Annotated in this window: 11 protein-coding genes and 4 pseudogenes; 13 read left to right on the forward strand and 2 right to left on the reverse strand. The window is 57.8% G+C overall.

Features of this window, described 5'->3' with window-relative positions; genetic code table 11:
- Positions 1–184 precede the first annotated feature (184 nt).
- On the reverse strand, positions 185–1,129 hold the full coding sequence (locus tag ACY4LX_RS02285) for a LysR family transcriptional regulator (protein WP_463259069.1): 945 nt from the start codon (positions 1,127–1,129) through the stop codon (positions 185–187).
- Positions 1,130–1,294: 165 nt separating this feature from the next.
- On the opposite strand from ACY4LX_RS02285, the gene ACY4LX_RS02290 reads away from it, so the two are divergent.
- On the forward strand, positions 1,295–3,646 hold the full coding sequence (locus ACY4LX_RS02290) for a TonB-dependent receptor (RefSeq protein WP_463259070.1): 2,352 nt from the start codon (positions 1,295–1,297) through the stop codon (positions 3,644–3,646).
- Positions 3,647–3,677: 31 nt separating this feature from the next.
- Here the strand turns inward: ACY4LX_RS02290 and ACY4LX_RS02295 are convergent, their stop codons facing one another.
- Positions 3,678–4,241, reverse strand: coding sequence for a hypothetical protein (locus ACY4LX_RS02295; RefSeq protein WP_463259071.1), 564 nt, complete (start codon positions 4,239–4,241; stop codon positions 3,678–3,680).
- A gap of 773 nt (positions 4,242–5,014) precedes the next feature.
- On the opposite strand from ACY4LX_RS02295, the pseudogene ACY4LX_RS02300 reads away from it, so the two are divergent.
- From ACY4LX_RS02300 to ACY4LX_RS02355, 12 genes and pseudogenes are all read left to right on the forward strand, one after another.
- Positions 5,015–5,155: pseudogene (locus tag ACY4LX_RS02300) on the forward strand (energy transducer TonB); the annotation flags it as partial.
- Positions 5,101–5,526, forward strand: a pseudogene (locus ACY4LX_RS02305) (TonB-dependent receptor); the annotation flags it as partial. The pseudogenes ACY4LX_RS02300 and ACY4LX_RS02305, both read left to right, overlap by 55 nt.
- A 120-nt stretch (positions 5,527–5,646) precedes the next feature.
- Positions 5,647–5,985 (forward strand): hypothetical protein, encoded by a 339-nt coding sequence (locus tag ACY4LX_RS02310; protein WP_463259072.1) that lies wholly within the window; start codon positions 5,647–5,649, stop codon positions 5,983–5,985.
- A 383-nt stretch (positions 5,986–6,368) separates the two neighbouring features.
- Complete coding sequence (locus ACY4LX_RS02315) at positions 6,369–7,184, forward strand: energy transducer TonB (protein ID WP_463259073.1); 816 nt, start codon at positions 6,369–6,371, stop codon at positions 7,182–7,184.
- Positions 7,185–7,229: 45 nt separating this feature from the next.
- The gene (locus ACY4LX_RS02320; RefSeq protein ID WP_463259074.1) at positions 7,230–7,955 is read left to right on the forward strand and encodes a MotA/TolQ/ExbB proton channel family protein; all 726 of its coding nucleotides are present in this window, start codon (positions 7,230–7,232) and stop codon (positions 7,953–7,955) included.
- Between the two features lies 1 nt (position 7,956).
- The gene (locus ACY4LX_RS02325; protein ID WP_003220570.1) at positions 7,957–8,358 is read left to right on the forward strand and encodes an ExbD/TolR family protein; all 402 of its coding nucleotides are present in this window, start codon (positions 7,957–7,959) and stop codon (positions 8,356–8,358) included.
- Between the two features lie 310 nt (positions 8,359–8,668).
- Complete coding sequence (locus tag ACY4LX_RS02330) at positions 8,669–9,250, forward strand: alpha/beta hydrolase (RefSeq protein ID WP_133840072.1); 582 nt, start codon at positions 8,669–8,671, stop codon at positions 9,248–9,250.
- A gap of 53 nt (positions 9,251–9,303) precedes the next feature.
- A complete protein-coding gene (locus ACY4LX_RS02335) occupies positions 9,304–10,233 on the forward strand; it encodes a sigma 54-interacting transcriptional regulator (RefSeq protein ID WP_463259075.1) in 930 nt (309 codons plus the stop codon).
- A 315-nt stretch (positions 10,234–10,548) separates the two neighbouring features.
- Positions 10,549–11,331 carry a MetQ/NlpA family ABC transporter substrate-binding protein gene (locus ACY4LX_RS02340; RefSeq protein ID WP_149659005.1) on the forward strand — a complete coding sequence of 261 codons (783 nt, stop codon included), beginning with the start codon at positions 10,549–10,551 and terminating at the stop codon, positions 11,329–11,331.
- Between the two features lie 561 nt (positions 11,332–11,892).
- Positions 11,893–12,558, forward strand: a complete 666-nt coding sequence (locus ACY4LX_RS02345; RefSeq protein ID WP_463259076.1) for an amino acid ABC transporter permease — start codon at positions 11,893–11,895, stop codon at positions 12,556–12,558.
- A pseudogene (locus ACY4LX_RS02350) lies at positions 12,539–12,670 on the forward strand (amino acid ABC transporter permease); the annotation flags it as partial. The gene ACY4LX_RS02345 and the pseudogene ACY4LX_RS02350, both read left to right, overlap by 20 nt.
- Positions 12,659–12,877: pseudogene (locus ACY4LX_RS02355) on the forward strand (glutamine ABC transporter substrate-binding protein); the annotation flags it as partial. The pseudogenes ACY4LX_RS02350 and ACY4LX_RS02355, both read left to right, overlap by 12 nt.
- Positions 12,878–12,893: the final 16 nt, after the last annotated feature.

Consider the following 12,893-nt stretch of genomic DNA (forward strand, 5'->3'; position numbering starts at 1 on the left):
GGTTTTCGCTGGTTGGACGGGGTAGAGGCAAGTGCATTTGGGGAATGGGTTTTATGCAGTGGGTGCATCGTTGGCCGGACAGACGCCTTCGCGGGCAAGCCTCGCTCCTACAGGGGCGGGTTGATCCCGATATTGGCGCGACCCCAATCCTGTAGGAGCGAGGCTTGCCCGCGAAGAGGCCCGATCAAACAGCCAAATTCTCCAGCGAACACACCTCCTCATCCACCGCATCAATCGCCTTGATCTGCGCAATCATCGCCTCGGCCAATGGCGACAAGCGATACCCGGCGCGGCTGACAATCCCGTACCGCGTGTACAACTCCTCCAGATCATCCGCCAGCCCATCGATCTTCAAACACATCAATTCACCTCTGGCCAAATGCAGCGCATCTGAATAAGCACCGACAATCCCGATGGCATCCGAACGCATCACCACGCTCAGCAAGCTGGAGCTGTTTTCACATTCCACATTCGGCGTGAAATCCGGGCGGCCACTCAAGTCGACGATGACTTTGCGCAGGTTTGGCGGGCGGATGGTCACGGCCATCGGATAGCTCATCAATTCCGCCGCGCTGACGCTTTCACGCGCCGCCAAAGGATGCCCGGCGCGGCAGCAGAAATGCCATTTGCGCGGGCGCAGGCGTTGAGTCAGGTAGTCCGGGTCGGCTTCGAAATAGCGGGTGTCCGCGACAAAAAATTCGAACTCCTCACTCAGCAATCGCTTGCTCAGGCTCTGCCAATCGTCCACCTGAAACTGCACCCGCGCTTTCGGATAGCGCCCGATAAAACTGCCGATGGCCCGGGGGATCAACCCCGCCGCCGGTGCAGGGCCGCAACCGAAGCGCAACTCCCCGGCCTCCAGGCCATTGAACTGGCTGATCTCGTTGGCCATCTGCTGCGCGCCGCTGACCAGGCGCCGTGCATGTTCGAGCAACACCTGGCCCTGTTTGGTCGGCGCCAGGTCCTTGCGGCCGCGATCCACCAACTGACAACCGACGCTGTGTTCCAGCGCCTGAATGCTGCGGCTGAACGCCGATTGCGAGAGGTTCACCGCCAAGGCGCCCGCGACAAAACTGCGCTGGTCGGCGAGGGCGATGAAGTGGCGGAGTTGGCGCAAATCGATATGCATTTTTCACATAAAAAATATCGGGCGAATGCATTGGATATGCATCGGGTGGACTCCTTATAAAGGCAATCTCTTATGCAGTAAATCTTTGTAAAAACATAAATAAATAACTTAAAAGAATATGCACTGCTGAATGTCACTGCGTGTTTTTTGACCAGGAGCCGCCCCATGAGTCCGTTGAACCTTGCCTCGCCCTTATCGCCCCGACGGCTCAAACGCCTGCCCCTGGCCCTGTTGCTGGCGGGCAGTGCCCAGGCCTGTGCGGCCGACAGCACAACGCCCGAAGCGGCACCTGCCAGCAAACCCACTGCCGACAGTTCGCAGCTGGAAACCGTGACCGTCACCACCCGTCGCCGCGAAGAAAGCTCGCAAGACGTGCCAACACCGATGAGCGTCGTCAGCGGCCAGGCCCTGGAAACCCAGCGGGTCTATCGCATTCAGGATTTGCAGCAACTGGTGCCCAGCGTCAACGTCGCCTACATGCATGCGCGTCAGTCCAGCGTGTCGATTCGTGGCCTCGGTAACAACCCGGCCAGCGATGGACTTGAAGGCAGCGTCGGGCTCTACATCGACAACGTCTACCTCGGGCGGCCGGGCATGGCGGTGTTCGACCTGATGGACATCGAACAACTCGAAGTGCTGCGCGGTCCCCAGGGCACGTTGTTCGGCAAGAACACCACCGCCGGGGTGATCAACATCAGCACCCGCGCGCCCTCGTTTACCCCGGAACGCAGCATCGAAACTTCGGTGGGCGAGGACGGTTACTTCCAGACCAAGGGCACGATTTCCGGGCCGCTGAACGACGAACTCGCCGGGCGCTTTTCCGCGTATCGCACCCGCAGCGACGGCGACATCAAGAACGAATTCAACGGCCACGACTTGAACGGTGGTTCTCGCGAAGGCTTCCGTGGCCAGTTACTGTTCAAGCCCAACGAGTCGTTCAACCTGCGCTGGATCGGCGATTACAACGAAGAGGATTCCAGCGCCGGCACCCGCGTGCTGTACAGCACCGGGCCGACCATCAATGGCGTCAATCTCTACGAATCCCGGGCCGCTGCGGCGGGGGCGACGCTGGTCAACGGCTCCCATCGCAAGGTCAATCTGGATAACGATCAACACGTCACGGTGCATCAGGGCGGTACGTCGGTGGAGGCTAACTGGACCTTGCCGAGCGACTTCACCTTGACCTCGGTCAGCGCCTATCGCTGGTGGAATTTCACCCCGCGCAATGACGACGGCTTGAACGTACCGGCGAGCTACAACGCCGGGGTCTCGGTGGAAGATAAGCAGTACTCCCAGGAGTTTCGTTTGGCGTCGCCCAAGGGCGAATTCTTCGACTACGTGCTCGGCGCCTACTACTTCGGCTCGGACCTGGACAACAAATCCTTCGCCTACTACGGCCCGCAAGCCGACATCTGGAACGGCACGCCACGGGGTGCACTGGCCAACGTCGACAGCGTCGGCAACGGCCATATCGAAACCAACAGCTTTGCGTTGTTTGCCCAAGGCACCTGGCACCTCACCCCACGGCTGGACTTCACCGCCGGGGTACGTGGCACCTACGAAGAGAAAAACGCCTGGGTCACTCGCGATGCACCGGTGGGTGGCGCGGCGGTGACCGGGGCGGCGGCGACGGCCAGACGTGGTCGCACTGGCGCCTACGATTCCGGCGATCTGAATCAGTACAGCTCCAGCCCCTCCGGCCTGCTGAACCTGAGCTACCGCTTTACCGATGATTTGCTCGGTTATGCGACCTTGTCCCACGGCGAAAAATCCGGTGGCGTGAACCTCGTGGTCGGCTCCGCACCCACCGCCGGCGCCGACTCGCTGTTGATCGGCACCGAGCGCGCGAACAACGCCGAACTCGGTTTCAAAAGCACCCTGTGGGACCGTCGTTTGCAACTCAATGCCAATGTGTTCTGGACCCAGGTCAACGCCTATCAGACCAACGCCTACGACGACGTCAACCGCGTGCAATACCTGACCAACGCCGGCTCGGTGCGTTCGCGCGGTGTGGAAGTCGAAAGCACGATCATCCCGTTGCGCGGCCTGACCCTGAACCTCAACGGTTCCTTCAACGACGTCAGCTACCTCTCCTACAAAGATGCCCCGTGCCCGCCAGAAGTCAGCCAGCGTCCAGGCGCGCCGGCCTCTTGCGACCTCAGCGGCCACCAGGTGGTCGGCGCCTCGAAATGGATCGGCAACGCCAACGGCGAATACAAATGGAACCTGAGCAACGGCTTCGAAGAATACGTCACCGCCAGCTACGCGTTCCGTTCCAAAGCGGTGGGCACGGTGGAGGATTCCGACTACGGGCAGATCCCGAGTTACGCGGTGGTCAACTTATCCACAGGCCTGCGCGGCGACTTCAACCAGGGGCAGTGGGATGTGTCGCTGTGGCTGAAAAACGCCTTCGACAAAACCTATTACACAACGCTATGGACGGGCGGCAATGGTGGTTATGAAGGGTTGCTCGGTACGCCGCGCACCCTCGGCCTGACCGGTCGCTACGACTTCTGATAAGCGACCTAAGGCTTCTAAAGCCATTCGGTTATTGCAGGACTCGATAGCAGTAGGGCGTCTCGCACTTTTGCCTATCAATCTGGATGACCTCCATTTGGCCTTTGACAGTGAAGCCTGAATCAAGGATGCCGTGGATTGTCGCTTTTCCATCTTTCGGGATCGTTACCCAGGACGAATCTCCTGCTTTGTGAACCGTAATATTGGAAGAGCTTGCGTTGAAGATTTCAAAGTCAGGGGTCGAGTGTGTGTTTTTGTCGGATTTTTTGCCGTCGGCGGCGTTAGCCGTTTCGGAGTCGGACATCGTGATACACATCTCTTTGGTGCAGCCTGTCATGGCAATAGAGACAAATTTGAATTTGTTGCTCGGTGAAGCGTTGAACAGGCCACCTGCTGTTGGGAAAGAAGTGACAGAAAACGTGCGTCCAGGGAGTAGTGAAGTGTCCGGCTGACCGTGAACGCGTATGCCCATTGTGAGTGTCTTGGAATCATTCTTGATCTCGGTACTGTAATAGGGCGTTTTAATTTCTTCTGCTGCATAGAGGTGTGATGCACAAAGCATAACGAGCGCGGCAATAAGGGTTTTAGTGTTCATGGTGTTTCTCGCCATCCTGAATGGGTGTGCGACTAGTTGAAAGCTTTTTATAAAGAGGCGCTACTGTCAGAAATTACAGTTCCTTCGACTGTTTGATAGCATTTTGGAATTTTCAGGCGGTTTTTAATCGCGATTAAGCATGATTTTTCACGTTCGGAGCAATTGGGTAATTGTCGGTTGAGCGTAGGTATCACTGAGTGCCAACAGAAGCAGGAGTAAAGCTGTTTTGAATTATTTATAGTCACTCAACCAACCACCACCAAGCTCATCGGCTGAAGGGCAGCAGTGGTTTTCAAATAGGGTCGTTGTTTTCACCTGACCACAATGACAAAAAAGTTCGTGCGGTGGGTTCGAGCACCAACTTTGATGGCGAAGTAGTAGGTCTGGCTGGAGAGTTAATCAAGCAATAATCAGTGCTGTAACAAGCAACAGGCTAATGCATTGAACATGCATCAGCCTGTTTTTGTTTGTGGGCGATATACGCTGTAGTTAGTTGTAACGGCTATGACTTTCCCCCTGAATCGATGCCTTCCACGAATACTTTTGATGCTCGCAAAGCATCGTTTTTTCGACGCTGCGCTGTAAGCCTTGTAAAGCGTGGCTTTGGCGAAATTGACCGTTTCACATATACGATCTGGGTCTATCCATAACTTCAAAGATTACTTTAAGAGATAAGCGTCTGGCCCAATGATTGGCCCATCGATACACCGCGCGGGGGATTCAGTGCGGGGTGTCATCGGGTTATTCGCAAAGAGACCGCAGGGAGTTAATCAATGGGCAATGTCCAGACCGCCGCCGGCGCACATGAGCTGCTCTGGCGCCAGGCGCCGAGTGGCGAGTTGGTCGACCTCGGCCGGGTGCCTACAAAGATGCCCCGTGCCCGCCGGAAGTCAGCCAGCGTCCAGGCGCGCCGGCCTCTTGCGACCTCAGCGGCCACCAGGTGGTCGGCGCCTCGAAATGGATCGGCAACGCCAACGGCGAATACAAATGGAACCTGAGCAACGGCTTCGAAGAATACGTCACCGCCAGCTACGCGTTCCGTTCCAAAGCGGTGGGCACGGTGGAGGATTCCGACTACGGGCAGATCCCGAGTTACGCGGTGGTCAACTTATCCACAGGCCTGCGCGGCGACTTCAACCAGGGGCAGTGGGATGTGTCGCTGTGGCTGAAAAACGCCTTCGACAAAACCTATTACACAACGCTGTGGACGGGCGGCAATGGTGGTTATGAAGGGTTGCTCGGTACGCCTCGGACGTTGGGTGTGACGGGTCGTTATGACTTCTAACTTCGAAGTTATAGCAAACGAATATAAGTAGCTGTCATTTATGACAGTTGCTGGAAAGTCGTTTGTTAATTAATTTCTTATGGAGGATTTTTATTAACTTTAATGCGTAGAGGTTGCCCCATGTCTAATCCTTTAAGTGGTACTTACGATAGTTCGGGTGATTATTCTTTATCAATAGAAAAGCATGATGAGGCGTCCGGAAAATTTTCTGGGCGCATGGGGCTTAAGTCGACGGGTGTCACTGAAGAAATAAACGGGAATTTTCATTTTTATAATGACAGACAGCGAACATTTGTCTGGTTCAGCACGGGCGTGGATGATTGGGAGCTCATTGCTCCCTATAAAGATGGCAGTCCGGGCTTTTCTGAATTTGAGGGGGCACGGCTTCCGAAAGATCGCTCCAGGGGTGGCGTGGAGCGATTTATCTTTACCAAGAGACCCGTACACAGAAGGCCCTGACGTGGTAACCGAGTGAAGATCTATATAGAGATTTTTTGTGTTGGTGAACAAATCTAATTCGGCAATAAGGCTGATGCATTGATATGTATTGGCCTTTTTTTTTGCGCTTATTCGTCTGCAAAACTTTTTTGTTCATACCTTCCACGAATACTTTCAATGCTTGAAATGCATTGTCTTTTTCGAGTCCCGCTACAAGCCTTACAGGACGTGGCTTTGGCGAAATTGACCGCTTCCCATATTCGATCTGGGTCTATCCATAACTTCAAAGATTACTTTAAGAGATAAGCGTCTGGCCCAATGATTGGCCCATCGATACACCGCGCGGGGGATTCAGTGCGGGGTGTCATCGGGTTATTCGCAAAGAGACCGCAGGGAGTTAATCAATGGGCAATGTCCAGACCGCCGCCGGCGCACATGAGCTGCTCTGGCGCCAGGCGCCGAGTGGCGAGTTGGTCGACCTCGGCCGGGTGCATCGCGTGCCGTTGGGCCAGTTGCGTTTGCAGCGGGCGCCCAAGGGCATCCTGAGCCGGCGCGAAGCGATCCTGCTCGGTGTACTGGCGTTGCTGGTGCATGGCGCGGTGATCTATTGGGTCAACCAGCAGCCGATCAAGGAACTGCCGATCGTACCGCCGGAAATTCCGCCGATGACCATCGAGTTCTCGCGCCCGGCGCCGCCCGTGGTCGAGACACCACCGCCACCACCTCCACCGGTTCAACAGGTGGTCGAGCCTCCGCCGCCGGTGGAAGACGAGCTGGCCGTGAAGCCGCCGCCACCGAAGCCGATTCCTAAACCAAAACCGGTCGCCAAACCTGTACCGAAACCGGCACCTAAAGCCGTTGAACAGCCACCGGCGCCGCCACAACCGACAGCGCCTGTTGCCGCTCCGGCACCGCCCGCACCACCGGCGCCCGCGCCAGTGACCCCGGCCTCGGCCAATGCCGCGTACCTGAAGAACCCGGCGCCGGAATACCCGTCCCTGGCCCAGCGCCGCGGTTGGGAAGGCACGGTGTTGTTGCGAGTGCATGTGCTGGCCAACGGCAAGCCGGGGGAGATCCAGATTCAGAAAAGCAGTGGTCGCGATCAGCTCGACGAGGCCGCGCTCAACGCGGTGAAGCGTTGGAGTTTCGTGCCGGCCAAGCAAGGTGATGTCGCCCAGGATGGCTGGGTCAGCGTGCCCATCGATTTCAAGATTCATTAAACCGAAACCAATTTCGCGCAAAAAATTTACACGAGGGAATACATCATGACGTTACTGGCCTCTCCACTTGAATCCATCGAAGGCGCGGTGATCTGGCTGCTGGTGGTATTTTCCGTTGCCACCTGGGGTTTGGCGTTGCTCAAGGGCGTGCAGTTCGGTCGCCTGAAAGCCCAGGATCGCAAGTTTCATAAACAGTTCTGGGCGGCGTCGAGTCTTGATTCGGCGGCCGAGTTAAGCGAAACCCAACCGGGTGCTGCGGCCCGTGTGGCCCAGGCCGGTTATGCGGCGATCCAGGTGGGTGAAGCGCCGCAGGCCAATGATTTGAGCCAGGCGATCAATCATCAGGATCGTCTGGAGCGCGCCTTGCGTCAGCAGATCGTCCGCGAACGTCGTTCGCTGGAAACCGGGCTGGCGGTGGTCGCGAGTATTGGCAGCACCTCGCCGTTCATTGGTTTGTTCGGCACGGTGTGGGGAATCATGGAAGCGTTGAAAGGCATCAGCGCGGCGGGTTCGGCGAGCCTGGAAACCGTGGCCGGGCCGATTGGTGCGGCGCTGGTCGCCACCGGTGTAGGGATCGCCGTCGCGGTGCCGGCGGTGCTGGTTTACAACTACTTTTTGCGTCGCCTGAAACTGACGGCGGCGGACCTGGATGACTTCGCCCACGACTTCTACAGCCTGGCGCAGAAGAGTTCGTTCCGCCTGCTGGTTCACCCGGCTTCGCACAAGGTGGTGGCCCAGGGTGGCGCGCAGAAAGTGAAGGAGGCGTCCTGATATGGCCTTCTCCACGCAAGACAGCGATGAGGTGCTGAGCGAGATCAACGTGACACCGCTGGTGGACGTGATGCTGGTGCTGCTGGTGGTGTTTATCGTCACCGCGCCGCTGCTGACCAATGCGATCCCGATCAACCTGCCCAAGACCGAGGCCGTGGCCCCGGTGGAGCAGAAAGACCCGCTGGTGGTCAGCATCGACGGCGCCGGCAAGCTGTTTATCAACAAGGATGAAATCCAGCCGGACTTGCTGGAATTCAACCTGAAATCGGCGAAGGCCAAGGACCCGGAAGTGCGCGTGCAATTACAGGCGGACGACGGGGTGAATTACGGCGAAGTGGCACGGGCCATGGCCTCGATCGAGCGGGCGGGGATTACCAAGTTGTCGGTGATTACCGCGCGTTAACAGATTTCAAGTTTTCCGGGGCCGTCTCCTTGGCAGGGTGCGGCCCTTTTTTTTGGCGTAAAGATCGTTCCCACGTTCTAACGATCGTTCCCACGCGCAGCAAAGGAATGCCGCCCGGGACGCTCCGCGTCCCTTCCAATGTCGTGACGCGGAGCGTCACAGGATGCATTCCTTTGCTGCGCGTGGGAACGATCAGTATCCGGCTTCATATTCTTTATAGGTCTTAATAAATAGCTTCTTATTCCTTAACGAATATAACTCTCGTCCCTATACTCGATCAGGAACAGACACGCAGCAGGAGAGCTCCCCCATGCGCAACGAATCAATTCGCTACCTGATTGTGCCGGGCTGGCAAGGATCGCCGGAAGATCATTGGCAAAGCCATTGGCAGAACAGTCTGCCGAACAGCGCACGGGTGGAGCAGGCCGATTGGCTGACGCCACGCCGTGAAGACTGGGTCGCGGCGCTGGCCGAGGCGATCGCCGCCGACAGCACGCCGGTGATCCTGATCGCCCACAGCCTGGGTTGCATCACCGTGGCCCATTGGGCCGCCACCGCGCCGGTGCAGTTTTTGCGGCAAGTGCGCGGCGCCTTGCTGGTCGCGCCGGCGGACGTCGAACGCCCGGCGTGCTCGCCAGCGTTGCGTAATTTCGCACCGATTCCGACCACCCTGTTGCCGTTCCCGAGCCAGGTCGTCAGCTCCGACAACGACAGCGCCGTCAGTGCACCCCGTGCAATGGAGCTGGCCCGCAATTGGGGCGCCGAGGCGGGAATTCTCTCGGGTGCCGGGCACATCAACGTCAAGTCCGGTCACCAGCGTTGGGAGCAGGGTTTTGCCTATCTCTATCGCCTGCAAAACCGCATGGAGCATCACGCCCTGCGCCGCGCCTGATTTCTATTTTTTCAACGCCCCCGTCTCCCGGCGGTTTTGGGCGGGAGTCTGCCATGAGTTTTGAAGCCTTCGGTCAGCCGCTGCTGACCTTCCCCGACGCCGAAAAAAGCCCCCTGAGCATCCGCGCCAAAGCGCTGGTGTTCGTCGATCCACGCTCGCGGCAGTTGCGCCAGGAATTGGAGCAATTGGCCCCACGCGCCATTTCCGTATTGATTCGCGGCGAAACCGGCAGCGGCAAGGAATTGCTCGCGCGCCACATTCATCGCGCCAGCGATCGTGGCGGGTTGTTCGTCTCGGTCAATTGCGGCGCGATCAGTCCCACTTACGCCGACGCCGAATTGTTCGGCTACGCCGCTGGCAGCTACACCGGCTCGGCCAGCAGTCGCGCCGGCTGGTTTGGTTCGGCCAATGGCGGGACGCTGTACCTGGACGAGATCGGCGACTTGCCGTTGCCGATCCAGATCAAGTTGCTGTCGGCCCTGGAAAACCACGAAGTCACCCGCGTCGGCGCGCCCCAGCCGAGCCCGGTGGACGTGCGCCTGGTCGCCGCCACCAGCATCGACCTGGCCCAAGCCGTGGCAGCGGGAAAATTTCACGAACGGCTTTATCACTACCTCAGCGAAGGCCAGCTCGAATTGCCTGCGTTGCGTGAGCGGGTGGGCGACATTCTGTCCTTGGCGGAATATTTCCTCGGCATCTACAGCCAACGCCTGGACCTGCCCGTGCCGCTGATCAGCGAAGCCGCGCAACAGGTACTGGAGGCTCACAGCTGGCCGGGCAACACCCGGGAGCTGGAGAACGTCATTCACTTCGCGCTGCTGGTGAGCACCGGGGATGAGATCTTGCCGGAGCATTTGAATTTGCCGGAGGTACCGCCATCGCTGGCGCAGATCGAACGGCAACTCAAACAAATCCTCGCCAACGGAACCGCTGCCGATCAAGCCGCCCTGAAACAACTCCTCAAAAACACCGCGCTCCTGTAGGAGCAAAGCTTGCTCGCGAACCCAGACGACACGGTGTGTCAGAAAGAACGCTATCGCTGTAGGAGCAAAGCTTGCTCGCGAACCCAGACGACGCGGTGTGTCATGAAGGACGCCTTCGCGGGCAAGCCTCGCTCCTACAGGTAATGTGCGAGCTAGAGCTGTATGAACAAAATGGAATATCAAAGTGAATAAAAGATATTGTTCGGGAATAAAAAATCCCGGTATTGTCCGCTTCACGCCAGCGATAGCACTTCACTGGCACTCGTACTAATAGCCGTCGCCATAAGCGACCGTGATTTCCGATAAGGACACTGCATGAAAAAGGTTCTGTTGTTCACCGCATTGGCGGCTGCCCTGACTGCAAGCCTGGCCCAGGCTGGCGAGAAACTGGTGGTTGCGGCGACCCCGGTCCCACACGCCGAGATTCTGGAACTGATCAAGCCAACCCTCGCCAAAGAAGGCGTGGATCTGGAAATCAAAGTCTTCACCGACTACGTTCAGCCGAATGTGCAGGTCGATCAGAAGCGCCTGGACGCCAACTACTTCCAGACCCTGCCGTACCTGAAAAGCTTCAACGAAGGCAAAGGCACCAACCTGGTGACCGTGATCGGCGTGCACGTCGAACCGTTCGGCGGCTACTCGAAGAAAGTCAAAACCCTGGCTGAGCTGAAGGACGGCGCCACCATCGCCATCCCTAACGAAGGCAGCAACAGCGGCCGCGCCCTGATCCTGTTGCAGAAGGCTGGCCTGATCGAGTTGAAAGACCCGAAAAACGCCCTGGCTACCCCGAAAGACATCGCCAAGAACCCGCACAACTTCAAGTTCAAGGAACTGGAATCGGCCATGCTCCCGCGTGTGCTGGACCAGGTCGACCTGGACATGATCAACACCAACTACGCGCTGGAAGCAGGCCTGAACCCGGCTAAAGACGCGCTGGTGATTGAAGGTGCCGATTCGCCGTACGTGAACTTCCTGGTGGCTCGTCCGGACAACAAGGACAGCGACGCTATCCAGAAACTGGCCAAAGCCCTGACCAGCCCGGAAGTGAAAGCGTTCATCGCCAAGAAGTACAACGGCGCGGTATTGCCAGCGTTCTGATTTGACGCCGCTTTAAACCCCTTCAAGGTTTCGAACGCCGACGGCTTATATAGCGTCGGCGTGATCGTTCCCACGCTCTGCGTGGGAATGCCTCAACGGACGCTCCGCGTTCGGCTTTGGATGTGACGCGGAGCGTCACGGGCTACATTCCCACGCGGAGCGTGGGAACGATCAAAGCGCTCTTCAGGCCGCCTGCGCCTTCAACGCCCGGCGCAACGCCACCAACAACTTCACGATGTCCTGCGGGTCCAGCCGCTGCGGTGCTTTTACGTCAGCCATATTCTTCTCTTCCTTGTGATGGGTTTGGCCGGGAGTCTGGCCAAAAGCTGTGCGTCCTTGGAGGGGCTTTTTGAAAAAAAGATCCTTCCTACAGCGAAAAGGAAAATAGCCGTCATCCGTTGTTGCCGCAAATCCACGAGATAGTTTTTGTGTGATATCAATATGCTTTAGCGGTATTTAAATTCCTCTTTTTATACCTTTAAAGTCGGTGCCTGCCGGACGGTTATCCACCGTTCATGGACTGCACCACCGTCGCTTACCGAGCGACGTTCAGGATGTTCAATGAACTTCGATTACGCTTTTATCCTCAGCACCCTACCGGCGTTTCTCAACGCCGTGGGCGTGACGCTGCAGGTCGGCTTCATCGCCATCGGCACCTCGCTGCTGGTGGCGCTGATCAACGCGACGATCCTGGTGTTTCGCACGCCTTACTTGCAGCGCCTGGTCGGGTTGTATGTGGAACTGGCGCGCAACACCCCGTTGTTGATTCAGTTGTTCTTCGTCTACTTCGCCCTGCCAACGCTGGGCATCCGCGTTTCCGGATTTACCGCAGCGATCATCACCATGACCTTCCTTGGCGGCGCGTACCTCACGGAAGTGCTGCGCGCGGGTGTGGATGCGGTGCCGCACGCGCAACTGGAATCGGGCCGCTCCATCGGCCTGTCCCACGGGCAATTGCTGCGCTACGTGATCCTGCCGCAAGCCGGGATCCTCAGCCTGCCGTCGCTGTTCGCCAATTTCATTTTCCTGCTCAAGGAAACCACCGTGGTTTCGGCGGTGGCGGTGCCGGAGATTCTCTACACCACCAAGAGCTACATCGCGCTCTACTACAAAACCTACGAAATGCTCGCCGTGCTGACGCTGATTTGCGTGCTGCTGTTCTTGCCGCTGTCGCTGCTGCTCAGCCGTCTGGAAAGGAGGCTCCAGCATGGCCAGTTCGGGTCTTGAATTGCTGTGGGTGTCGTTGCCGCAACTGGGCAAGGGCGCTGCGCAAACCTTATCGATTTCCTTTCTGAGCATCGCCATCAGCACCGTCGGCGGCGTGCTCTACGGCGTGCTGGCCCAGACCCTGGGCGCCGAAGCACCGATTGCGCCGGCGGTGAAGAAGGGCAACCTCGAACTGCGGGACTGGGTAAACACCGAGTTGGCGAAGTTGGGTGAAGAGAAATATCTGCTCAAGCTGTACGACCAGTACGTGCGTAAAGAACTGAGCGATGACACCAAGCCTGAGAGCGTGATTGTCGAGGGTGGGAAGTGGCAGGGGTGATTCGCTGACCTGATCG

The organism is Pseudomonas sp. Emmai, assembly GCF_055179735.1.

Coding starts and splice junctions, on each gene's coding strand:
- ACY4LX_RS02340 (WP_149659005.1), top strand. CDS start 10,549: ATGAAAAAGGTTCTGTTGTTCACCGCATTGGCGGCTGCCCTGACTGCA.
- ACY4LX_RS02315 (WP_463259073.1), top strand. CDS start 6,369: ATGGGCAATGTCCAGACCGCCGCCGGCGCACATGAGCTGCTCTGGCGC.
- ACY4LX_RS02335 (WP_463259075.1), top strand. CDS start 9,304: ATGAGTTTTGAAGCCTTCGGTCAGCCGCTGCTGACCTTCCCCGACGCC.
- ACY4LX_RS02325 (WP_003220570.1), top strand. CDS start 7,957: ATGGCCTTCTCCACGCAAGACAGCGATGAGGTGCTGAGCGAGATCAAC.
- ACY4LX_RS02310 (WP_463259072.1), top strand. CDS start 5,647: ATGTCTAATCCTTTAAGTGGTACTTACGATAGTTCGGGTGATTATTCT.
- ACY4LX_RS02330 (WP_133840072.1), top strand. CDS start 8,669: ATGCGCAACGAATCAATTCGCTACCTGATTGTGCCGGGCTGGCAAGGA.
- ACY4LX_RS02320 (WP_463259074.1), top strand. CDS start 7,230: ATGACGTTACTGGCCTCTCCACTTGAATCCATCGAAGGCGCGGTGATC.
- ACY4LX_RS02290 (WP_463259070.1), top strand. CDS start 1,295: ATGAGTCCGTTGAACCTTGCCTCGCCCTTATCGCCCCGACGGCTCAAA.
- ACY4LX_RS02285 (WP_463259069.1), bottom strand. CDS start 1,129: ATGCATATCGATTTGCGCCAACTCCGCCACTTCATCGCCCTCGCCGAC.
- ACY4LX_RS02345 (WP_463259076.1), top strand. CDS start 11,893: ATGAACTTCGATTACGCTTTTATCCTCAGCACCCTACCGGCGTTTCTC.
- ACY4LX_RS02295 (WP_463259071.1), bottom strand. CDS start 4,241: ATGAACACTAAAACCCTTATTGCCGCGCTCGTTATGCTTTGTGCATCA.